The organism is Roseibium sp. M-1 (genome assembly GCF_054515675.1).
On the sequence record NZ_CM137257.1, the window covers coordinates 6192470 to 6215784 of the forward strand.

Annotated in this window: 18 protein-coding genes; 14 read left to right on the forward strand and 4 right to left on the reverse strand. The window is 62.0% G+C overall.

All coding sequences use genetic code 11. The features are described from left to right. The first annotated feature begins 20 nt into the window (after positions 1 to 20). The 6 genes from ACX3M4_RS27850 (at position 21) to recN (ending at position 8156) form a co-directional block, all read left to right on the forward strand. Positions 21 to 899, forward strand: coding sequence for a cell division protein FtsQ/DivIB (locus tag ACX3M4_RS27850; RefSeq protein ID WP_459356179.1), 879 nt, complete (start codon positions 21 to 23; stop codon positions 897 to 899). Further along, a complete protein-coding gene (gene ftsA, locus ACX3M4_RS27855; RefSeq protein WP_459356180.1) occupies positions 896 to 2218 on the forward strand; it encodes a cell division protein FtsA in 1323 nt (440 codons plus the stop codon). Before ACX3M4_RS27850 ends, ftsA begins: the two co-directional genes overlap by 4 nt. Positions 2219 to 2333: 115 nt before the next feature. Next, positions 2334 to 4094 (forward strand): cell division protein FtsZ, encoded by a 1761-nt coding sequence (gene ftsZ / locus ACX3M4_RS27860; protein WP_459359512.1) that lies wholly within the window; start codon positions 2334 to 2336, stop codon positions 4092 to 4094. A 256-nt stretch (positions 4095 to 4350) separates the two neighbouring features. Continuing rightward, on the forward strand, positions 4351 to 5295 hold the full coding sequence (gene lpxC, locus ACX3M4_RS27865) for a UDP-3-O-acyl-N-acetylglucosamine deacetylase (protein ID WP_459356181.1): 945 nt from the start codon (positions 4351 to 4353) through the stop codon (positions 5293 to 5295). Positions 5296 to 5557: 262 nt separating this feature from the next. Further along, positions 5558 to 6370, forward strand: coding sequence for an outer membrane protein assembly factor BamD (locus tag ACX3M4_RS27870; protein WP_459356182.1), 813 nt, complete (start codon positions 5558 to 5560; stop codon positions 6368 to 6370). A gap of 118 nt (positions 6371 to 6488) precedes the next feature. Further along, positions 6489 to 8156 (forward strand): DNA repair protein RecN, encoded by a 1668-nt coding sequence (gene recN, locus ACX3M4_RS27875; protein ID WP_459356183.1) that lies wholly within the window; start codon positions 6489 to 6491, stop codon positions 8154 to 8156. Positions 8157 to 8228: 72 nt separating this feature from the next. On the opposite strand, the gene ACX3M4_RS27880 is transcribed toward recN, so the two are convergent. Next, positions 8229 to 8450, reverse strand: a complete 222-nt coding sequence (locus ACX3M4_RS27880; protein WP_459356184.1) for a hypothetical protein — start codon at positions 8448 to 8450, stop codon at positions 8229 to 8231. A 149-nt stretch (positions 8451 to 8599) separates the two neighbouring features. Here ACX3M4_RS27880 and ligA point away from each other — a divergent pair, with 149 nt between their 5' ends. The 3 genes from ligA to ACX3M4_RS27895 all read left to right on the forward strand — a co-directional run bounded on the left by ligA (position 8600) and on the right by ACX3M4_RS27895 (position 14982). Continuing rightward, complete coding sequence (ligA, locus tag ACX3M4_RS27885) at positions 8600 to 10753, forward strand: NAD-dependent DNA ligase LigA (protein WP_459356185.1); 2154 nt, start codon at positions 8600 to 8602, stop codon at positions 10751 to 10753. A gap of 64 nt (positions 10754 to 10817) precedes the next feature. Next, positions 10818 to 12425, forward strand: coding sequence for an FAD-dependent monooxygenase (locus ACX3M4_RS27890; protein ID WP_459356186.1), 1608 nt, complete (start codon positions 10818 to 10820; stop codon positions 12423 to 12425). 121 nt (positions 12426 to 12546) lie between these two features. Next, entirely contained in the window at positions 12547 to 14982 is a 2436-nt protein-coding gene (locus ACX3M4_RS27895; RefSeq protein ID WP_459356187.1) for an ATP-dependent helicase, read from the forward strand. 407 nt (positions 14983 to 15389) lie between these two features. Here ACX3M4_RS27895 and ACX3M4_RS27900 read toward each other — a convergent pair whose 3' ends face one another. After that, positions 15390 to 15875: a hypothetical protein gene (locus ACX3M4_RS27900; RefSeq protein ID WP_459356188.1), complete on the reverse strand. Its 486-nt coding sequence runs from the start codon at positions 15873 to 15875 to the stop codon at positions 15390 to 15392. Between the two features lie 203 nt (positions 15876 to 16078). Here ACX3M4_RS27900 and ACX3M4_RS27905 point away from each other — a divergent pair, with 203 nt between their 5' ends. Both ACX3M4_RS27905 and ACX3M4_RS27910 read left to right on the forward strand, forming a co-directional pair. After that, complete coding sequence (locus ACX3M4_RS27905) at positions 16079 to 16807, forward strand: response regulator (protein ID WP_459356189.1); 729 nt, start codon at positions 16079 to 16081, stop codon at positions 16805 to 16807. Next, positions 16791 to 18155 (forward strand): HAMP domain-containing sensor histidine kinase, encoded by a 1365-nt coding sequence (locus tag ACX3M4_RS27910; RefSeq protein ID WP_459356190.1) that lies wholly within the window; start codon positions 16791 to 16793, stop codon positions 18153 to 18155. Before ACX3M4_RS27905 ends, ACX3M4_RS27910 begins: the two co-directional genes overlap by 17 nt. Here the strand turns inward: ACX3M4_RS27910 and ACX3M4_RS27915 are convergent. Further along, positions 18130 to 18696, reverse strand: a complete 567-nt coding sequence (locus ACX3M4_RS27915) for a tetratricopeptide repeat protein (protein WP_459356191.1) — start codon at positions 18694 to 18696, stop codon at positions 18130 to 18132. The genes ACX3M4_RS27910 and ACX3M4_RS27915 overlap by 26 nt on opposite strands. Before the next feature lie 150 nt (positions 18697 to 18846). Between ACX3M4_RS27915 and ACX3M4_RS27920 the strand changes: the two genes are divergently transcribed. After that, positions 18847 to 19737 carry a 50S ribosomal protein L11 methyltransferase gene (locus ACX3M4_RS27920; protein WP_459356192.1) on the forward strand — a complete coding sequence of 297 codons (891 nt, stop codon included), beginning with the start codon at positions 18847 to 18849 and terminating at the stop codon, positions 19735 to 19737. 201 nt (positions 19738 to 19938) lie between these two features. Here the strand turns inward: ACX3M4_RS27920 and ACX3M4_RS27925 are convergent, their stop codons facing one another. Further along, positions 19939 to 20142 (reverse strand): hypothetical protein, encoded by a 204-nt coding sequence (locus ACX3M4_RS27925; RefSeq protein ID WP_459356193.1) that lies wholly within the window; start codon positions 20140 to 20142, stop codon positions 19939 to 19941. A 248-nt stretch (positions 20143 to 20390) separates the two neighbouring features. On the opposite strand from ACX3M4_RS27925, the gene ACX3M4_RS27930 reads away from it, so the two are divergent. Together ACX3M4_RS27930 and ACX3M4_RS27935 are read left to right on the forward strand one after the other, a co-directional pair. Then, a complete protein-coding gene (locus tag ACX3M4_RS27930) occupies positions 20391 to 22205 on the forward strand; it encodes an aminopeptidase P family protein (RefSeq protein ID WP_459356194.1) in 1815 nt (604 codons plus the stop codon). A 70-nt stretch (positions 22206 to 22275) separates the two neighbouring features. Continuing rightward, positions 22276 to 23313 carry a phytanoyl-CoA dioxygenase family protein gene (locus tag ACX3M4_RS27935; protein WP_459356195.1) on the forward strand — a complete coding sequence of 346 codons (1038 nt, stop codon included), beginning with the start codon at positions 22276 to 22278 and terminating at the stop codon, positions 23311 to 23313. Positions 23314 to 23315 lie beyond the last annotated feature (2 nt).

The following is a 23315-nucleotide window of genomic DNA, read 5'->3' on the forward strand; positions in this document are numbered from 1 at the left end:
GCAAACACTTTCGGGACGCTTTGACCCCGTTGGAAGCCGAGCTGGCTCCGCGCGGGCGCGGCGTATCGCGTTTGCACCGCCAGCCCGTCTGGCGCAAGGCGGGCCGCCTTGCCGAACTTCCCCAGTGGGCAGGCTCAGCTGCAGCGCTGGGTTTCTTAACCTTAACGATTGGTTATGGAATAGTCATAGGGGGGCATGGCCGTCTCGTTGCCGACAGCCTTCTTTCCGCAGCCGGCTTCGGCATCGAAGCCGTCAAGCTTTCCGGCCAGCGTGAAATCGACGAATTCCAGATCCTCGAGGCGCTCGAGATCCATGAGGGATCTTCGCTGGCGTTGTTCGACGTTGAAAGTGCCCGCGAACGCCTCAACCAGATGGCCTGGGTGAAGAATGCGTCCGTGATGAAGCTCTATCCGAGCACGCTGCAGATCAACATCGAGGAGCGGGTGCCTTACGTGCTCTGGCAGCGCGGCGATCTGGTCTCGATCGTCAACGAAGCCGGTGACGTGATCACCGATGAGGTCGACGGGCGCTACGCCAACCTGCTGCTGGTCGTGAACCATGGCGCGCATCGCCGGGCATCGGAAATCAACACGGCGCTGGAAAAGGTTCCGGCTCTGCGCCCGCGCGTGCGCGCCGCGTTCCTCATCAGCGACCGCCGCTGGGACCTGCAGCTTGAAAACGGCATTTCCGTGCGCCTGCCTGAAGAAAATATCGACGCGGCTCTGGCCGACCTGGTGAAAATGGATGAAGACAACGGGCTCCTGTCCCGGGATATCGTGGCGATCGACATGCGGCTGGGGGACCGGGTGACCGTGCGCCTTACCGATGAAGCCACCGAGCAACGCAAGGTGATGACCGGCGGCAAGGGTTCCTCGGCCAAGAAGGAGCGCGATACATGAGCCGCTCCGACAAAAGCCTTTACCTGCCGAAGATGCGGCCGCTGCCGAGCCGCCGCGCGGTCATCATGTCGGTGCTCGACGTCGGCTCGACCAAGGTCTGCTGCCTGATCGCCAAGCTGGTGCCGCAGGAAGAGAAGTCGATCCTCTCCAGCCGCTCCCACAAGGTGGAAGTTCTCGGCTACGGCTACCAGCGCTCGCGCGGTATCAAGTCCGGCGTCGTCGTCGACATGGACGCGGCCGAGCAGGCGATCCGCCTGGCCGTCGACAGCGCCGAGCGCATGGCCGGCGTGACGGTGGAATCCCTGATTGCCAACATCAGCTGTGGCCGTCTGCAGAGCGAGATCTACAGCGCCGGTGTGCCGCTGGCCGGCGACAGCGTTTCGGAAGCCGATATCCAGCGGGTTCTTTCCGCCGGATCCAGCCACTCCGTTACCGAGGGCCGGGCCGTCACCCATGCCCTGCCGATCTCCTATTCGCTGGACGGAAGCCGCGGCATTCGCGATCCGCGCGGCATGATGGGCCACAAGCTCGGTGTCGACATGCAGGTGGTGACCGCGGAAATTCCGCCGGTGCGCAACCTCGAACTCTGCATCAACCGCGGACACCTCCATGTGGAGACCATGGTGGCGACACCCTTCGCCAGCGGCCTGTCGACGATCGTCGACGATGAAGCCGAGCTGGGCGTTGCCTGCATCGACATGGGCGGCGGCACCACGACGCTGTCGGTCTTTGTCGACGGCAACATGGTGCATCTCGATGCGATCGCGGTTGGTGGCAATCACGTCACCACCGATATCGCCCGCGCATTCGCGACCCGTCTGCAGGACGCGGAGCGCCTGAAAACCCTTTACGGCTCGCCGCTGGCTTCCAGCGCGGACGATCGTGATCTTCTCACGGTGCCGCCGCTGGAAAGCGACAGCGACCTGCCGAACCAGATTCCGCGCTCGGCGCTGACCCGGGTCATCCGGCCGCGCGTGGAAGAAATCCTTGAACTTGTGAGAGATCGGCTGACGGCGTCCGGCTTTGCCGGGCGTGTAGGCAAGCAGATCGTTCTGACCGGGGGTGCAAGTCAGCTCACGGGTTTGGGAGAAGTTGCGCGTCACATCCTGGGGCGCAACGTCCGTCTTGGCCGGCCTCTGGGTGTCGCCGGTCTTCCCGAGGCCGCCAAAGGTCCGGCTTTTGCCGCCGCTGTCGGTCTCTTGATTTATCCGCAGGTCGCGCAGATCGAGCAGTTCGAGCACAAGAACCGGAGATCTGGGTGGGGCGGGCAATCTGGTTACCTGGCCCGTGTGGGCCAGTGGATCAGGGAAAGCTTCTGACGACATGAGCCAAGAAGACGACAGACAGGAATTGGAGCTGCCAGCGATGGCAGAGGAACTTAGGGAAGAAGAGGGCGCTCCCGTAGCGGGGGCACCAGTGGGTCGCGAGGAAAATATGACCATCAACCTGAAGATGCCCGACATTCAGGAGCTGAAGCCGCGCATTACGGTCTTCGGCGTCGGCGGCGCGGGCGGAAACGCCGTCAATAACATGATCACTGCAGGCCTCCAGGGGTGCGACTTCGTTTGCGCCAACACGGATGCCCAGGCTCTTGCCATGAACCATTCCGACAGGCTCATCCAGATGGGTGTGGCCGTGACGGAAGGTCTCGGCGCGGGCTCCCAGCCGGAAGTAGGCTCTGCCGCGGCTGAGGAAGTGATCGACGAAATCAACGATCACCTGTCCGGATCGCACATGGTGTTCATCACCGCCGGCATGGGCGGTGGCACCGGCACGGGCGCTGCCCCGGTTATTGCCCGGGCCGCGCGCGAGCAGGGTATACTGACGGTAGGTGTGGTGACCAAACCGTTCCAGTTCGAAGGCGCCCGGCGCATGCGCATCGCAGAATCCGGCATTGAGGAACTGCAGCGCAATGTCGATACGCTGATCGTCATTCCGAACCAGAACCTGTTCCGGATCGCAAATGCCCAGACCACCTTCGCCGATGCCTTCGCAATGGCCGACCAGGTGCTCTATTCCGGTGTTGCCTGCATCACCGACCTGATGGTGAAGGAAGGTCTCATCAACCTCGACTTTGCCGACGTGCGCTCCGTGATGCGCGGTATGGGCAAGGCGATGATGGGCACCGGCGAAGCCAGCGGCGAAAAGCGTGCGCAGCAGGCTGCGGAAGCGGCGATTGCCAATCCGCTGCTCGACGAATCCTCCATGAAGGGTGCCAAGGGCCTGCTGATCTCGATCACCGGCGGCAACGATCTGACATTGTTCGAGGTGGACGAAGCGGCGACCCGCATCCGCGAGGAAGTCGATGCCGACGCCAACATCATTCTGGGCGCGACGTTCGACGAGACCCTCGACGGCCTCATCCGCGTCTCCGTGGTTGCCACCGGCATTGACAGGGAGGAAGCCCTTGCGGCCAACACGTTTCCCGGCCATGCAGCACAGCCTCTGAAGGCCGCAGCACCGGTGGCTCCGGCCCGTACGCCGGAAATCACCACCAGCCGCCCGGCAGCGCTGACCGAAAAGGCCAACGCCGAAGACGCCGCCGCCAAGGCCGTTGCCAACCTGGAGCGGGAACTGGCCATTCCGGACCCGCAGCCGGTGTCTGTGGCCAGCGATCCGGCCGTCGAGATCAAGCGCGTGCAGCCGTCCACCGGCTCGCTTGCCGCCAAGGCTCCGATGATGGATCTGGAAGATGACACGCCTGCTTCGGTCGTTGATGAGGCACCTGTCAGCCAGCCCTACATCCCGCCGGTCGCCGCTGAACACAATCCGGCACCGCGCATGCCGCGCGTTGAGGATTTCCCGCCGATCGCTCAGCGTGAGATCCAGGCCCGCCAGCAGGCCGCAGCCACGGCTCAGCCGCAGGCGGCCGCTCCGAAACCGGCTGCGCCGATGCCGTCCTATGACGAGCACGGTGAAGACGACCGGCGCCCGATGGGTCTGCTGCGCCGTCTGGCCAGCGGCCTGAGCCGCCGGGAAGAGGACGACGAGCACGAACTGGAGGCACCGGTCGCCCGCGCACCGCAGATGCAGCCTGCCCCGCAGGCCGCTCCCCGCGCACCGCAGCAGCGTCCGGCAGCCCATGGTGCGGCCGGTCAGCTGGACAATACCGGCCGTGCAATGCCCAAGCCGGTGAGCGTCACCGAAGATGAACAGTTGGAGATCCCGGCGTTTCTCCGCCGCCAGGCCAACTGATTCCCAACGCGATCTTCTTCCCTGATCGCAGCAGCCCGGAGCGCACGCTCCGGGCTGTTTCCGTTGCGGAATGATTTCCCATGACAATTCAGTGTCTTGTGGGGCTGTGGATCGTTACAAAGCGTAATAAAGCTTTATTTCGCTCCTGCCGGTAACAGGACTATGTTCCCAGCCAACGTGAGATCGTTAAAAGTCCGTATCCAAACTTGGGCAAATCCCGGGCTTTTAGCGGTAGGAATCCGGAAGGGCAGGGGTTATGACCGCACATGTTGACCGACAGACGACTCTGGCCGATCAGGTAACCCTGACCGGTATCGGCGTCCATTCGGGCAAACCCGCCTCGATCACCCTTGTACCCGCCGAAGCTGGTGTGGGGATTGTGTTCACCCGGACCGACCAGGAAAATAGCGCAGAAGTCCCAGCTCTCTGGAACAAGGTGTCGGCAACGGCGCTCTGCACCGTACTCGGCGATCCCTCCAAAGAAGGCGTTGCCACGGTCGAGCACCTGATGGCGGCCCTATTCGGCATGGGCGTCGACAACTTGATCGTAGAGATCGACGGACCGGAAATGCCGGTGATGGACGGCAGCAGCGCGCCGTTCGTGGAAGCAATCGAGCAGGTCGGCCTGAAGCGCCTGGATCGCGGTCGCCGCTATCTGAAGGTCAAGAAGCCGGTGCGCGTCGACACCGGGTCGGCCTGGTGCGAGCTGCACCCCTACAACGGCACCCGGTTCGACATCACCATCGATTTCGACACGCCGCTTATCGGCCGTCAGAAATTCGACTCGGAAATTACCCCGTCTGTGTTCCGCGATGAACTCTCCCGCGCCCGCACCTTCGGCTATGTGAAGGATGTCGAGCAGCTTTGGAAGATGGGTTTTGCACTCGGCTCTTCGCTGGAAAACTCCGTGGCGATTTCAGAAGACAAGGTTCTCAATCCGGAAGGCACCCGCTGGCCGGATGAATTCGCCCGCCACAAGGCGCTCGATGCGGTTGGCGATCTGGCTCTTGCCGGCCTGCCGATCCTGGGTCTCTACCGTTCCTACAAGGGCGGTCACAAGATGAACCATGCGATCCTGGTGAAGCTGTTCGAAGATCCGAGCTCCTTTGAAATTGTCGAATCCCCGGCCTTCCGTCAGGTTGGCCAGGTCGACAAGGGCGGACTTGCCGCTGCGGCAGCTTTCGGGCCGGACGTTTCCTGATATTCTCCGCATCTGGCCGCCGCCTCAGGCGGCCGTTTTGTTTCGGCGGAAATCGGCCTTCTTTTGACCTCGTTGCCATAAAATTGCTCAAAAAAACCGGCAGATGGCGCATGAAGACGTGACGGGGACCGGTGATATCCGCTAAACACTCCTGTCGAAAAAATTAAGAGGCCGCCGGATGTCGGCCTGATGGGCCGCAAGGTCCGGGAGTATAGGCGTGAACGGAATGGATACCGGTTCTGAAACAAGCAGAACCCACCGTATGAAGAACCTTCTGATGCTTGCCGTTCTGGCCGTGCCGCTTGCTCTTGGTGCCTGCAGCAAGAAGGACGATCTGGACGATTTCGCCCTGAACGACACTCCGCCGGAAGTTCTGTTCAACGAAGGGCTGGCCCTTCGCGCGCAAGGCAAGTTGCGCGACTCGACCGAAAAGTTCGAGGAACTCGACAAGCTTTATCCCTATTCGGAATATTCCAAGAAATCCCTGGTCAACCTGGCGTTCCTGAACTACTCGCGCGGCAAGTACACCGAAACGGTGACGGCGGCAAAGCGCTTCGTGACGCTTTATCCGGGCGACGAAGACAGTGCCTACATGCTCTATCTGGCCGGCCAGTCCTATTTCCGCCAAATGCCGGACATCACCCGCGACCAGGCCGTGACGCGCAAGGCCGCAGGGGCTTTCAACGAGTTGATCCAGCGCTACCCGGAAAGCGAATACGTGCCGGATGCGGAGCAGAAACTGCGTATCGTGCATGATCAGCTTGGCGGCAAGGAGATGCAGGTTGGCCGCTACTATCTGGAACGGCGCAATTATGTCGCCGGCATCAATCGCTTCAAGACCGTCGTGATCGACTTTCAGACGACCCGCCACGTGGAAGAAGCCCTATTCCGTCTGACGGAAGCCTACTATGCGCTCGGCGTCGTCAACGAAGCCCAGACCGCGGCAGCGGTTCTCGGTCACAACTATCCGGACAGCCAGTGGTACAAGGATGCCTTCTCGCTCCTGAACAAAGGCGGCTATTCGCCGTCCGAAGACCGGGGCAGCTGGATCAGCCGCGCGTTCAAGCGCGCCTGACGGTCCGGCCGTTCGCCCGGCCTTGCAAATATGAGGTGGACGGCCGAAACAGGCCCTTTCAAGACGGTTCGCTCCTCCTATATTGTGGGCCGCGCCGAACTTTAAGGAGCTTGCCTGCATGCTGGTCGCGCTGTCTATCCGTGACATCGTTCTGATCGACCGTCTTGACCTTGAATTTGCTTCCGGAATGTCGGTTCTGACCGGCGAAACCGGGGCGGGCAAATCCATTCTTCTGGACTCTCTTTCCCTGGCGCTTGGCGCCCGCGGCGATGCGGATCTCGTCCGGCACGGCGAGGCTCAGGGACAGGTGACCGCCGTCTTCGATGTTGCGGCCGATCACCCGGTCCGTGCTTTCCTGAAAGAAAACGATGTCGACGACGACGGCGACATCATCCTGCGCCGTATCCAGACGTCGGATGGCCGCACACGGGCGTTTGTCAACGACCAGCCGGTCAGTGCCGGTCTCCTGCGCCAGGCCGGCGCTTTGCTGGTGGAAATCCATGGCCAGCACGACGACCGTGCTCTCGTCGATCCGGAAAGCCACCGGGCGCTGATCGACGTCTTCGGCGGACTGACGCCGGAGGCCGAGGCCATCGCCCAGGCTTATTCGGCCTACAAGGCGGCCGAGAAGGCCGTGAGCGATCACGAGCGGCGCATCGAGGCGGCCCGCAACGAGGCGGATTTCCTGCGCGCCGCCGTCGACGAACTGTCGCAGCTGAAGCCGCAGGCCGGCGAAGAAGAGCAGCTTGCCGCGCGCCGGACCGACATGATGGCGGTGGAAAAGATTGCGGGCGATCTCAACGAAGCCTTCGAGACCCTCAACGGCTCCACATCGCCGATCCCCGAACTTGCCAGTCTTCTGCGCCGCCTGGAACGCAAGGCCGATCAGGTTCCGGCTCTTCTTGGCCAACCGGTGCGCAGCCTGGCTGAGGCCCTGGACCTCCTTGAAGAAACCCGCGGCGGACTGGAAAGTGCTCTGCGCCAGACCGAATACGATCCGCGCGAACTGGAAACCGTCGAGGAGCGCCTGTTTGCCCTGCGCGCCGCCTCGCGGAAATATTCCGTGCCGGTTGATGACCTTGCCGCGCTTTGCGCCAACATGAGCGGCGACCTTGCCGATCTCGATGCCGGAGAAGACAAGCTTGCCGCCCTCGTTTCGGCGGCAGCAAAGGCGCGCGCAGACTATGACCGCAGGGCCGCAATCCTCTCCGACAAACGCCGCAAAACGGCAAAGGCGCTGGAAAAGGCGGTCGAAGCGGAACTGCCGGATCTGAAGCTGGAGCGGGCGAAGTTCATCGTCGAGCTTCAGAGCGATCCGGAAAGCCGAAGCCGCTCCGGCATCGACCAGCTGGAATTCCACGTGCAGACGAACCCGGGCACCAGGCCGGGACCGATGATGAAGGTTGCCTCCGGCGGCGAACTCTCCCGTTTCCTGCTGGCCTTGAAGGTGTCGCTTGCCGACAAGGGCTCGGCGCCGACGCTGGTTTTCGATGAAATCGACACCGGGGTCGGAGGAGCCGTGGCCGAAGCCATCGGCCTGCGTCTTTCCCGGCTAGCGGGCAGCGTCCAGGTGCTCACCGTCACCCATGCGCCGCAAGTGGCGGCCCGGGCGGAAGGTCACTTCCTGATCGCCAAGGAGGCGACGAAAAAAGACCGCGTTGCCACCCGCGTCCAGCGTATCGACGAGGATCACCGCAGCGAGGAAATCGCGCGGATGCTTGCGGGCAGCGTCATTACCGAGGAAGCAAGGGCTGCTGCGCGCAGGCTTTTGACGGCGGCGGAATAATCTCTCTTCAAACTGCAAAAAGGTGGAGCGCCCTCGGCACTCCACCCTTTTGGTCTGGACCTGTGGCCAGTATCAGTTGCCGGGTTCCGGAACCAGCGGGGCCGGCGCCTTTTCAAGGTTCACGTCAGGCACCTTCAATTCGATGCTGACATTGTCGTCCTGGGTGAAATAGCCGTTTGAATAGAGCAGGCCGCCTGCGATCAACGCGACGACCAGGCCACCGGCGATGAACCAGCCGGCACTGCTGCCGGATGACTTTTCGACATAGTGCGTTTCACGATCCTGATAGGCCATTTTGGTCTCCTGAAAGTCTCATACGTTCCAGCGTCATGAAAGCCGCCGGGATGTGCTATGAACGCTTGAGCACTTGATTTGGTTCCGCTATCCGGTTCGAACCGGTATTCAATCCGGCTCAGCCCGCCGTTTCATTTCGTGAAGACACCATGACCGACATTTCCGCAGCCTCGACCGATATTGCCAGCCTCACCCAGGAGGAAGCGCAGGCAGAACTCAAGCGCCTGGCAGCGGAAATCGCCGAGCACGACCGGCGCTATCACCAGGAAGATGCGCCGACGATCTCCGATGCCGATTACGATGCCCTGCGCCGGCGCAACGCGGAAATCGAGGCACGGTTTCCGAATCTCATTCTGGAGGAAAGCCCGTCCAACCAGGTTGGCGCGGCTCCGGCTTCCGGTTTCGGCAAGATCACCCACCGGGTGCCGATGCTGTCTCTGGACAATGCCTTTGCCGATGACGATGTGCGCGACTTTGTCGGCCGGGTGCGGCGGTTCCTCAAATTCGATCCATTGATGGGCGCATTGGCGGTGACCGCCGAGCCGAAGATCGACGGCCTCTCGCTGTCGCTGCGCTACGAGGACGGCACTCTTGTCTATGCCGCGACCCGCGGCGACGGCACGACGGGTGAAAACGTCACGGAGAACGCCAGGACCATTAGAGACATTCCGGCAAAGCTGTCAGGCGAGGTGCCCGATGTCGTCGAGGTGCGCGGCGAGGTCTACATGGCGCACAAGGATTTCCAGGCGTTGAACGAGCGCATGGCGGCCAATGGCGGCAAGATCTTCGCCAATCCGCGCAATGCCGCAGCCGGTTCCCTGCGCCAGCTCAAATCTGAAATCACCGCCTCCAGGCCACTGCGTTTCTTCGCCTATGCCTGGGGCGAGATGAGTGCGATGCCGCAGGACACCCAGTTCGGCATGGTGAAACAGCTGGAAGCGTGGGGGTTCCAGATCAATCCGCTGATGCAGCGCTGCGAGAGCGTGGAAGAACTGCTCGGCGTCTATCACGGCATCGAGGAAAGCCGCGCCCAGCTCGGCTACGATATCGACGGCGTCGTCTACAAGGTCGACCGGCTCGACCTGCAGGAGCGGCTCGGGTTCGTCTCCAGATCTCCCCGCTGGGCGATCGCGCACAAATTTCCGGCCGAGCAGGCCTTTACGATCCTCAACGACATCGAGATCCAGGTCGGCCGCACCGGGGCGCTGACGCCGGTTGCCAAGCTCGAGCCGATTACGGTCGGCGGTGTCGTCGTCTCCAACGCGACGCTGCACAACGAGGACTATATCAAGGGCATCGGCCAGGACGGGGAACCGATCCGTGGCGGCAAGGACCTGCGCGTCGGCGATACGGTCAAGATCCAGCGCGCCGGCGACGTTATCCCGCAAATCGTCGATATCGACCTGGAAAAACGTCCCACCGGCGCCCGGCCGTATGAGTTCCCGACCGTCTGTCCCGCTTGCGGCAGCCATGCCGTGCGCGAGGAAAACGAGAAGACCGGGCGGGTCGATGCCATACGCCGATGCACGGGCGGGCTGATCTGCCCGGCGCAGGCGACCGAGAAGCTGAAGCACTTCGTCTCCCGCAATGCCTTCGACATAGAGGGCTTCGGCGACAAGCAGGTCGACGCCTTCTACAGGGACGGCATGGTGATGGCCCCGGCCGATATCTTCACGCTGGAGGAACGTGACAAGCGCTCGCTCACCAAGCTGCGCAACCGCGAGGGCTGGGGGGCGGTTTCTGCCAAGAACCTCTTCGAGGCCATCGACGCCCGCCGCCAGATCGACCTCCACCGCTTCATCTTCGCCCTCGGCATCCGCCATGTGGGCGAGGGCAACGCCAAACTGCTGGCCCGCGCCTATGGTGCCTGGGAGGCCTTCTACGCGGCCATGAAAGCGGCGCACGACCCCCAGGGAGAGGCGTGGACCGAGCTCAACGACATCGACGGCATCGGCCACATCGTCGCCGAGGCGCTGGCCGAGTTCTTCGCCGAACAGCACAATCTTGATCAGCTTGACGCGCTGCTTCAACAGGTCACTCCGAGGGATGCAGAAAAGATCGATGCTTCCGGTTCGCCCGTCGCCGGCAAGACGGTGGTGTTCACAGGCTCTCTGGAACGCATGACCCGCGATGAGGCGAAGGCCATGGCCGAACGTTTCGGCGCCAAGGTGGCTGGTTCCGTCTCCAAGAAGACGGATCTGGTCGTGGCCGGCCCCGGGGCGGGGTCGAAGCTGAAAAAGGCTCAGGAACTGGAGATCGAGGTGATTTCCGAAGATGATTGGTTCGATTTGGTGGGGGCGTAAGATCCTTTCAGGACATCGCCATTGAACGCGCATTTCGGCAAAGGGGCGAAGCTGGAGGCCAGGATTGACCGATGTTCTGATTTGTGGTGCCGGACCGACCGGCCTTGCCCTTGGCATTGAGCTCGCCCGCCGGGGCATCGAGATCCGTGTGATCGATCGGGATCCGGTTCCTCCGAGCAATCCGCGCGCCTTCGTTTTGAAGCCGTCCACATTGATTGCCGCGGAGCGTATGGGTCTTCTTGAACAGCTGCTCAACGAAGGCGTTCCGGTCGAAGCGATGTCCTATTCCTTTGAAGGCCGGATCCTGGCAACCGCCACATCACCAAGCGAGCGCTGGCCGTGGCATATGAACCTCGGTGAGGACAAGCTGGTGCCGCTGTTGACGGCCCGGCTGGAAGCACTCGGCGTCGTCGTGGAACGGGGGCTCGATCTGACGGGGTTCGCACAGTCGGAAAACGGGATTGAGGCGACGCTCAGGAACCGGGCCGGTCGCGAAGAAACTGTTGAAGCAGGTTGGCTGGCCGCCTGCGACGGCGTTCACAGCACCTTAAGGCAGGGAGCGGGGATTGGCTTTGAAGGACATGAGCGTTCGCTGAACTGGCATGTCCTGGACGTCCAGATCGACGGTTGGCCCTACAAGGACACGCAGGGGATGCTGTTTTTCGATTCCCTCCTTGTCGCGGCATACCGGACCAGGGAAGTCTTCCGGATCTATTCGTTGTCGGCGGACCCGAGCCCGGACAGCTGGGGCCGGATCAGGGATTTCTTCCGCGCGCATCTGCCTTCCGTGCGTTTCGGACCTGCGCTGAACGACACGGCATTCCGAAGCGTGGCTAAACTGGCGGACAGGTTTCGCGAGGGACGCATTTTTCTTGCGGGCGACGCTGCCCATGCCATGTCGCCAAGCGGTGGGATCGGAATGAACAGCGGTATTCAGGATGCGCTCAATCTGGGCTGGAAGCTGGCCGCCGCCGTCAGGGGCGACGCGGGTGAAGCTCTGCTCGACACCTATGAAAGTGAACGGCGCCCGGCTGCGCGGGCGGCGATTGATCTCAGCCAGGGCAACGACGACCTGTTTTCAATTGCCAACCCGGCAGAACGATCCAGAGCGTTCCGGAAATTTGCGGTCAAGCTGTCGCACTACCTGCAAAACGGCGGTACGGGCTATGAGGCCGTTCTGGGAACCTATGCCGAAAGCGTGGCAGTCTCCGGCACCGCACCGGAGTTCGGTCCGGGACCCGGTGAGTTGCTGCCGACCGATGTCCGTGTTTCCCGGGCGGACGGACAATCTTGTTACCTGAGCAGTCAGCTTGCCGGCGTCGCGCAAACCCTTCTTCTGTTTATCGGTGATGGCGGCCTGGAAGCGGAACGGTTGGTCAGGTCGGCAATCGCGCTATGCCAATCGTCGGGGGATCGCCTGTCGCTCCGTGTCCTTGCCAGAAGTGTCGAGGGGGCCGCGGCGCGTACCGTCCTCGGCTATGATCAGACAATCCTCCTGACCGATCTCGAGTTGAAAGCTCATAACCGCCTCGGCGTGATCGAGCGCTGCGCCATGTGGGTACGCCCAGACGGACGCATCGGGACACGCCAGGACGATGCTGCAGACATCGCCGGCGTGCAGGGTGTTCTCAGCGCCGCGCTGCCGGGGCTTGGCTGCCTCAGGCCGGAATGACTCTGTAGTGGCTGGAAAACAGCAATATTTTCCCCACGAAATCGGCCAATCCCGCCTCGTCAGCGCCGCTTTGTTGCTATATTGTTCTCAAAACAAGCGCTTGAGACCGGACCAGTAAACCATGACCGACCCGGACGGGTACGACGATCCATTTGACGATCCCTTTCAGCCGATCGGAACGCGGGCCGAGCCCGCGCCTGCTCCGGTGCGGCCGCAGGGGGGGATTGCCGCAAGGGCCATGGCGGCGCGGCGGGCGCCGGACTATCTGACCGGTCTGAACCCTGAACAGCGGCTCGCTGTCGAGACCACCGAGGGACCCCTTCTGGTGCTGGCGGGAGCCGGTACGGGCAAGACCCGCGTGCTGACCACCCGTATCGCGCATATTCTGGCAAGCGGGCTGGCGCGTCCGTCGGAAATCCTCGCCGTTACCTTCACCAACAAGGCCGCGCGCGAGATGAAGGAGCGCATTGCCGGTTTTGTCGGTGGCAATGTGGAAGGAATGGCCTGGCTCGGCACGTTCCACTCCATCTGCGTCAAGATCCTGCGCAAACATGCCGAGCTGGTCGGGCTGAAGTCGTCCTTCTCGATCCTCGACACCGGTGACCAGATCCGCCTGATCAAGCAGATCATCCAGGCCGAAGGCCTTGACGACAAGCGCTGGACGGCGAAGGCATTTGCCGGGATGCTCGACGGCTGGAAGAACCGGGCACTTGGGCCGAAGGACATCCCGGAAGGCGAGGCGCGCGCCTTTGCCAACGGCAAGGGCCGCAAGCTCTACCAGGAATACCAGGAGCGCCTGTCGATCCTGAACGCAGCCGATTTCGGCGACCTTCTGCTTCATGTGATCACGCTGTTTAAAGCCCAGCCGGACGTGCTGAAGGACTATCAGCGCCGCTTCCGCTACATGCTGGTGGACGAGTATCAGGACACCAACATTGCCCAGTATCTGTGGCTGCGTCTGCTTGCGCAGGGCAATCCGAATGTCTGTTGCGTCGGCGACGACGACCAGTCGATCTATGGCTGGCGCGGGGCGGAGGTCGACAACATCCTGCGCTTCGAGCATGACTTCAAGGGCGCCGTCGTCATCCGTCTGGAGCGCAATTACCGCTCGACCAGCCATATCCTGGCCGCTGCCTCGCATCTGATCGCCTTCAACGAAGGGCGGCTCGGCAAGACGCTGTTCACGGATTTCGAGGAACCGGACCACGATCTGGTGTCGGTCGCTTCCGTATGGGATTCTGAAGAGGAAGCCCGCACCATCGGCGATGAGATCGAGGCGCTGCAGACGAAGGGACATGCGCTCAACGAGATGGCGGTGCTGGTGCGTGCGTCCTTCCAGATGCGCGAGTTTGAAGACCGGTTCGTCACGCTTGGTCTCAATTACCGGGTCATCGGCGGTCCGCGCTTCTACGAGCGCATGGAAATCCGCGATGCCATGGCCTATTTCCGCTGCACCGTGCAGCCGGCCGACGACCTTGCCTTCGAGCGCATCGTCAACACGCCGAAGCGCGGTCTTGGCGATGCGACGATGAAGCTCGTGCATTCCGTTGCAAGGGCGGAACGCATTCCGCTGATGCAGGCAGCCTCACAGCTTATCGACACGGAAGAACTGAAGCCGAAACCCCGCAATGCGCTGAAAACCGTTCTCGACAATTTCGAGCGCTGGCGGCGTCAGCTTGAGCAGATCAAGCATACCGAGCTTGCCGAGATCATCCTAGACGAAAGCGGTTACACGGAAATGTGGCGGATGGATCGCTCGGCGGAAGCGCCGGGGCGGCTCGACAACCTGAAGGAACTGATCCGGTCCATGGAGGAGTTCGAATCCATGGCTGGCTTCCTGGAACATATCGCTCTCGTCATGGACCGGGACAGCGCCGATGCCACCGATGCGGTCTCCATCATGACGCTGCATTCGGCCAAGGGGCTGGAATTCGACACGGTCTTCCTGCCGGGCTGGGAGGAGGGGCTCTTCCCCCACCAGCGTGCGCTCGACGAAAGCGGCCGGGCTGGCCTGGAAGAAGAGCGCCGCCTTGCCTATGTCGGCATCACCCGGGCCAAGAAGCGTGCCAAGCTCTATTTCGCCTCCAACCGCCGCATCCACGGCCTCTGGCAGTCGACCGTGCCGTCCCGCTTTTTGGACGAGCTGCCACCGGATCATGTCGAAATCGCCGAAGCTTCGTCCCGTTATGGCGGTTATGGCGGAGGCGGCTACGGTCCCTCGCGCTTCGACAGCCGCGATCCTTTCGACACAGGCAGCTATTCCACCCCGGGCTGGCAGCGGGCGCAAAGGGCCAAACAATCCTCAAGCGGGTTCTCGGACAGCGGTCGTGGCTATCAGTCCGCACGGCAAAAGCGCCAGGGTCCGCTGACCATCGAAGGCGAACTCATCGCCAAATCCGTCAGCGACACGCCGTCTGCCTATTCTGTCGGCGAGCGGGTGTTCCACCTGAAATTCGGCTATGGCGCCATCAAGTCGATCGAGGGCAACAAGCTGACCATCGATTTCGAGAAGGCGGGTTTGAAGAAGGTCATCGACAGTTTCGTCGAGAAGCATTGACCTTCGGCTGCCGTCCCGGCCGGCTCTCATCTTCTGAGTAGTGCTCCTTCGCTCAGCGTCACCCCGGGCGAGCACCGCGAGACCCGGGGCCTACTCGTTTCCAGAGCAATTTGACGGGAAAAAAGACCTTTCAGATATCCTAAGGTTTTGCCAAGGGGATTTGCGAGTGGGTCCCGGTTCTTCGCTACGCTCGGCCGGGGTGACACCGATTGACTTGTTTGAAAAGCCGATTGCGAATACGGCCCAAATTCGGACGCCCAAAACCAAACCGGCCACCCGAAGGTGGCCGGCCGGTCTTCCGGAAGAGGCATGCAATCGCCGGTATGTGGGCGCGAGAACAGGTTCCGGAAGCCTCGCCTGGTTTGACAGGGAAAGTGGCGTCCAGGCGATTTGGGTATCGCCGGGCTTCAGACCCTGAAGTCGGCCAGGAAGGAGGCAATTGACGACGAGGACTGGTCGCCGCTGTCGTCGTAGTTCGATCCGCTTTGCAGCTGCGCAAGGATGGAATTCATCAGGTCCTCCACGGAACTGCCGCCAGCGCTTTCACCTTGGAGCGGGGGAGGGCCACCGGCAGGCGGGCCGCCAAGCTCGCCGTCCTCGAACATTTCCAGAAGCCTGTCTGCCTGGTCCTGGTCGATCGTGCCCGCTTCGATCTGGTCTGACAGCAGGGATTCGAAGTTTGCCTGCATGTCCTCCTGCGAAGGAGGAGCGCTTCCCGGAGGCGGGGGGCCGGCCTCCATGCGTTCGGCATGGATCGCATCCAGGGCCTCCAGCATGGCGTCCTGGTCTTCGGTGGTGATTTCTCCCGCCTCGACCTGCGACTTGAGATTACTGACCACCTGGTCTCGTGGAGAGCCCCCCGGCGGCATCATGGGCATTGAACTTATCTGCATCTGTTCAACTCCTGAAAAACGGCAGTTTGCCTTGACTTTTTGCACCCTGCGGCCCGAATGGTTAACGAGGCCTTAACGGCCGGAGGGCGCTGGTTTCGGCTTGTTTCCTTGGGTTTTACGGGAAATGCAGGGAAACAATTTTCCAGTAGGCATCGGTCAGAAACGGGGTGAAAGTTCCGGCCGATCAGGCATAAGGTTTTCTCATGCAAAGACCGTCTCATATCCTGGTCGTGGAAGACGATTCCGAGATCGGACTGCTCATCAAGCGGCACCTTGTCGCCAGCGATTTCAAGGTGACGCTGGCGCGCAGCGGTGCCGAGATGGATCGCCTGCTTGCCAGCAACCGGGTCGACCTCATCCTGCTGGACCTGATGCTTCCCGGCGAAGACGGTATCAGCATCTGCCGCCGTCTCAGGGCATCGAGCGCGGTGCCGATCATCATCGTCTCGGCCAAGAACGAGGATATCGACAGGGTGGTCGGGCTGGAGGTCGGTGCGGACGACTACGTACCCAAGCCCTTCAATCCGCGTGAGTTGATTGCCCGGGTGCGGGCGCTGTTCCGCCGCATCGAACTTGGCAGTGCGGCACCGGCAGCCATCCGGGGGTGCCTGAGTTTCGAGAGCTGGCGGATGGATTGCCGGTTGCGTGTGCTGCACAATGCGGATGGTGCACTGATTTCCCTGACGCCGGCCGAATTCAATCTGCTGGAGGCACTTGCCGAACGCGGCGGCCATGTGCTCAGCCGGGAACAGCTGATCGATCTTACCCAGGGCCAGTTCGGCGCCACCAATGGCCGCAACATCGACATTCTGGTCAGCCGCTTGCGGGGCAAGTTCGAAGCCGGTGGTGCGCCTTATCCCTTCATCCGCACGGTCAGGGCAGGGGGCTATGAATTCGTGGCTCCGGTGACGCGCGATGAAGCGCCTGCTTGAGCGGCTGTGGCCGGATCGGTTGCTCACCCAGATCCTGGTGCTGCTCGCGCTGTCCGGTCTCTTCATGGTCGCGCTCAGCACCACAATGTTCTCTCTCCTGAAGGAGCGAGCCGATCGCAACCCTGCGATCATGCACAGTCACTTCATCAGTGTCGCCATCGGGAAGCTGAACGAGACGCCGGTTGAGCAACGCCATGCCGTTCTCAAAGCGCTCCGAGAGGAGCTTCCCGAGATAATGTTCGAGTTCGTCGGCGAGGACGCGCTGGCCGCTTACGGGGGCACCACCGACGGCAAGCGGTTCGGCCCTTTCCAGACGGGGGAAACGCTGCTCGGCATGCGCATCGAGCATGTGGTCTCGCCTCGGGAGCGCGGCGGCGACCAGCCGCCGCTTGTTATCATTCGGCTCCAGGATGGCGCGCTTCTGGCAGCCGAATGGGGAACGCGAGCGCCACCTCCACCGGCGCCCGCCGGCCCCTTCCTGTTATTCTTCGGATTTGTCGCGTTGAGCTTTTGCGGCCTGATGATCTGGGCTGCCCGCGGGGTGTCGGGCCCGATGGCGGATCTGGCGGCTTCCGCGAGCCGGTTTGGCGAGGGCTCCACAAGACCGGTTCCGGTGCGTGAGCATGGACCGCGCGAAGTGCGCGCTGCCGCACAGGCCTTCAACCGCATGCAGCTTCGGATCAACGAGTTTGTTGAAAAACGAACCCGCATGCTGGCGGCGATCAGCCATGACCTCAGGACACCGCTGACGCGGCTTCGGCTGCGCCTCGATCTGCTTGAAGACACCGATATCCGCGAGCGAAGCCTCAAGGATCTGCAATTGATGGAGCAACAGGTCGACTCGGCGCTGATATTTCTGCGTGACGGGGCGAGTTCCGAGCCAGTACAGCGGATCGACGTGCCGAGTTTCCTGCAGTCGCTGACCGACCAGTATGAGGACACCGGACAGCCGGTGCCGCTGTCCTTCGAAGGCAAATTGTCGGTGATGGTTCGAGGCGGCGAACTGGGCCGGGCACTCTCCAACCTGATCGACAACGCCAACAACTATGCGTCCGGTGCGGAAATCCGGGCCTATAGGGTCGGCGACCGGGTCGTCATCGATGTCATCGACCAAGGCCCGGGAATTGTGGCGGAGGATCGTGCGCGGCTGCTCGAGCCGTTCGAACGCGGCGATGCCGCACGCCGGATCAGGGAAGGCACAGGCTTCGGACTGGGGCTTGCCATCGCAAAGTCGATCGTCGAGGCCGCAGCCGGCACGCTCGCATTGCTGGAGACAGAAGGTGGCGGTCTTACCGTTCGACTGATTTTCCCGTCGGCTGGGCCTAAAGATCCACGCCCTGCGGCTTGATCAGCATGTCCCGTTCTTTCAGGAAGGGATGGATTTCGATCGCCTCCTTCAAGGCTTCCTGGCCGAGCTGCACCCGCCCGAGCGTCATGAAGATGATCGCCCGGCCCGACAGGGCGCCGAAGTGGCGGGGTTCGAGGGCCAGCGCCTTTTCGATATCGACCAGGCTATCTTCGTAGTTTCCCTGCAGGAACAGGATGAAGGCACGCTGGTTCCAGCCCTCCGAATAGTCCGGTGCTTCGCTCACGACGTCGTCGAGCAGTTCCTTGGCGCCTGCAAAGTCGTAGGAACCACGCTTGCGCATGGCGCTGTCGACTTTCTGGCGGATTTCCGGGGTCGGCGCCTGATCCAGCCAGGAACGCCAGATCGCGTCCTCGATCTTGCTCGCTTCTTCCTCATTGGTTGCGTTCTTCAAGGCTTCGAAGAGATTGTCCTGCTCAGGGGTTGCCTCGGCGGGCACTGTCATGGCCAGCAAGCACCAGAATAGTGCTGCTGCCAGCCCGGCTAAGACCACCCGGAAATGCGAAGTGTTGCAAACCGTCATGTCTCTCATCCTTCCACTTCCTGACAGAAATGGAGCGGAACCGGGTTTTGCCCAGTCCGATGGGCCGATCCGCCGGTTTCTGACTGGCAAGGCCGCCGTCTTCCCGCTATACCGCCGCCTTGACCCCAACAATGACAGGCACAAGCGGCGATGAAAACCATCCGGGTGCGGATCACGGCCGAAGAACTGGAAGCCAAGCGGATTTCCGACATTCTGGAAAGGGCCTTCGAGGACGACGGCAATCCGGTTGCCATTTACGAGGCGTCAGCGGACGGCCGGACCTGGGCGGCCGAAATCCTGATGTTCGACATGGAGCCGGAAGAAGCTGCTGCAGCCGTTCGCGACCGGGTCGGGTCGGACGCCTTTGCCGCGCCGATGGATGCCGAGGAACTGCCGGACATCAACTGGGTGGAAAAAAGCCTGGAAGGTCTGAAGCCGGTCAAGGCCGGCCGGTTCGTCATTCACGGCAGCCACGATCGCGGCAAGGTGCCGGGCGGCGCCATTGGCATCGAGATCGAGGCGGCACTGGCCTTCGGCACCGGTCATCACGGCACGACGGCCGGTTGTCTGGAAGAAATCGACCGGCTGCTTTCCATGCGAGAATATTACAGCATCCTGGATCTGGGTACCGGCACGGGCGTCCTGGCGATCGCCGCGGCCTTGAGGGCACGCCAGCCGGTCCTTGCGACGGATATCGATCCGGTCGCAACGCGCACCGCGATGGAAAACGCCCGTCTCAACGGTGCAGGGCATCTCGTGAGTGGCTTCACCGCCAACGGCATCGAGGACCGCCGGTTCAGGCTCTACGGTCCCTTCGATCTGGTGATCGCCAACATCCTGGCGCGGCCCCTGATGAAAATGGCCAAATCCATCGGTGAGCGCATGACCCCGACGGCAACACTGGTGCTCTCCGGCCTTCGGGTCGAGGACGGCCCGCGCATTCTCTTTGCCTATGGCTGCCAGGGCTTTGTTCTGGACCGGCGCGGCGAGAAAGACGGCTGGCTGACATTGACACTGGTGCGCGGCCGCAAGCAGGCGTGAGTTTCAGCTGATCTTTCCACTGCAGGTGAGCAATGCAATGCACCTCATCCTTCGAGACGCCGCCAGGCGGCTCTTCAGGATGGGGTGTAACCGCAACCGACCCATCGGATCAGCCTTGCTGAAAGCAAAAGGACCCGCCGATTTCCCGGCGGGTCCTTTCAATGTGCACAGTGCTTTCTTCAGAAAACCGTCCTGCGATCCTTAGAACGCGGTGGTGGAGGTGCCTTCGCGTTCCAGTTTCTCGCGGTCGTAGCCGTGAGCTGCCAGGGTCGCATCATCAAGCGACAGCAGGTAACCGTTGACATAACGGCGGGCCTGGATGGAGCGGGCTTCGATCATGCGATCGAAAGCGCGGCGCATGAAGCTGCCGCCGGCGCGGGTGGACGTGGTCGTTTTCATGGTCATCGTGATCATTCCCATTTGAAGTTTCAGAGCTTCCCTAGGGAGAAACGTCTTGTTCTTGTGTGACCCCTATATGCGCCTTCCCGTTTGCGTCAGGTAGACCCTTAAGTGCATGACTGCCCTGCGCTCTTCGCATATGCGAATTAAATTGCTGCATTGCAAAATCTGAGGAAAATCTTTTTACCGAACAGTCTGATTCGAAATCATTATCCGGCTTGATCCCGAGAGGCCGCCAAACTACCGTTCGGCCCATGTTCCAGACCTTCGACGATCTCAGCGATCCTTCCTGCGGGGCGCCGCATGCAGCGCTTCTACGGGCCGAACTCTCCCGCCGCGGCCTTGACGGCTTCCTGATCCCGCGCGCCGACGCCCACCAGGGCGAATATGTGCCGCCGCATGACTGCCGTCTGCAGTGGCTGACCGGGTTCACCGGGTCGGCCGGCGTGGCAGCTGTTCTGGGCGATGAGGCTGCGATCTTTGTCGACGGCCGCTACACCATTCAGGTGCGCGACCAGGTCGACATGGACGTCTTCCCGGCGCAGCACCTCATCAGCGAACCGGTGACCGATTGGCTGGCTGCACGTTTGCAGCCGGGCCACAAGCTCGGCATCGATGCGATGCTGCACACGGTGCGCGAAGTCCGGCGCCTGCGGGAGATCTGCGCGGAGGCCGGTGCTGAGCTGGTGACGCTTGAAGACAATCCGGTCGACAGCGTCTGGGAAGACCGTCCGGAACCGCCGGTGGGTCAGGTGTCGCTTTATCCGGTCGAACTGGCGGGAAGGGCGGCGCAGGACAAGATCACCGAGATCCAGTCGGCGCTTGCTGCCAAGAAGGCGGATGCCTGCGTGCTGACTCAGCCCGATTCCATTGCATGGCTTTTCAATATCCGCGGATCGGACGTCTCCCACACGCCCTTGCCGCTCTCCTTTGCAACTGTGCCTGCAAGCGGCAAACCGGCGATCTATATCGATGGCCGCAAGCTTTCCAATTCCGTGCGTGATGCGCTGTCGGACCTGACCGATTTGAGCGAACCCTGCGACTTCAAGGCTGGTCTCGAAGCCTTTGGCAAAGCCGGTGCGAAGGTCATGATCGATCCTGCCCTTGCGGGCATCGGCATTGCAGAGGCGATCACCTCTTCAGGCGGTTCCCTGATCGAGGCTCAGGACCCGGTGCTGTTGCCGAAGGCGGTGAAGAACGGGACGGAGCTGAACGGTGCGCGCGCTGCCCATATTCGGGATGCGGCCGTCTATGTGGCATTCCTCTGCTGGTTCGACGAAGTCGCGCCCAAGGGAGAACTCGACGAAATCGGTGCGGCGGAGAAGCTGGAGGAATTCCGGCGGGGAACCGGCGTTCTGAAGGATATTTCCTTCGACACGATTTCAGGCGCAGGGTCCAACGGGGCGATCTGCCACTACCGCGTCAGCCGCTCCAGCAACCTGAAAATTCCCGTCGGCAGGCCTTTCCTGATCGACAGCGGCGCTCAGTATGAGGACGGCACGACCGACATCACCCGCACGCTCGCCGTCGGCGAGATGAGCGCTGAAATGAAGAAGCATTATACGCTGGTGTTGAAAGGCCATATCGCGATCTCGACGGCAAAGTTTCCGGAAGGCACGACGGGCGCACAGCTCGATACGCTGGCGCGGATCGATCTGTGGAAGGCAGGGCTGGATTTCGATCACGGCACTGGCCACGGCGTCGGTGCCTATCTCAGTGTGCACGAGGGTCCGCAGCGGATTGCCAAGACGGGGACGCAGCCTCTGAAACCCGGCATGATCCTTTCCAACGAACCGGGCTATTATCCGACCGGCGAATACGGCATCCGGATCGAGAACCTGGAGGTGGTCACGCCTGCCAGGGACCTTCCGGGCGGCGAGCGGCCGATGCTGGGTTTCGAGACCATTACCCTGGTGCCGATGGACCTGAGGCTGGTCGAGCCGTCCCTGCTGACGGCGGCCGAGCGGGAATGGCTGAACCAGTACCACGCAAGGGTGCGGGAAAAGATCGGTCCGCTGGTCGGCGAGCGCGAGCGGATCTGGCTGGAAGAAGCGACGAAAGCAATCTAGGAATAAGCGGAGCCGGTTTCGGCTGGCTTCCTTTTCATCTATTGATTTGAACCGCCTGTGCGAGGTCCTGATGCGTGCCGCGGACATTCTGAAAATGCCCCTCTTTGCGGCGGCGCTCGCAACAGGGGCCAAATCATTCTGCGACAATCCGCTGATCGGCAGCCGCCGCCTGAACGAAGCCGGTCTGCACGTCAGGCGAATCCTTCTGGCAGAGCGCATGGCGGACACAAGGAGGCGGCGCCTGGAGCATCTGGTCTCTTCTGAGGACAGGGCCGCCTATGCCCGCGACGGCTACATTCAGACACGCGACCTGCTGTCTTCCGAAGACCTTGCCGGCATCCGGCAGGAAATCGAGACAACTCCGTTTAATGCCTGGGACATGCGCCAGGGCAACGCGGTAACGCGGTTCATCCCGCTACCGCCAAATGTCCTGAAGGATTTGCCCTTTCTGAAGGCCTTGGTCTGGAGCAAGCCCTTCCAGAACGGACTGCGCTATGTCGGGTCGACCAATGGCGATCCGCTGGTCTATCTCCACATCGTCATGACGAATCCGGAAAAAACAAAGAGGGCAGACCCGCAGACCGCCTTCCATTCCGACACGTTCCATCCGACAGCCAAGGCCTGGTTCTTCCTCTATGACATCGATGATGCCGACGGGCCGTTTACCTATATTCCCGGTTCGCACCGAATGACGCCGGAACGGGTCGCCTGGGAGCGGGAACAGAGCCTGACGGCGGCGACGGACAAGAACAAGCTGCATGCGCGCGGCTCGTTCCGCCTGGCCGCTACCAACCTCGGGCGCCTCAACTATCCGCAGCCCAGGCGCTTTGCCGTTCCGGGCAATACGCTGATCGTTGCCGATACACACGGCTTTCATGCCCGTGCCGCCAGCGAACGTCCTTCGGTCCGTGTGGGCATCTACGGGTCCCTGCGCCGCAATCCCTTCCTGCCCTGGACCGGGCTCGATCTTTTCAATCTGCCGGGCCTGCGGGGCCGGCAGTCGCGGCTCTACGTTGCCGGCAAGGACCTCGATACGAAAATCAAGGGGCGCCCGAACTCTCACCGTTATGCGGGCAAGGTTCTGGCAACGGAGCCGTCAAAGTTCTGAGC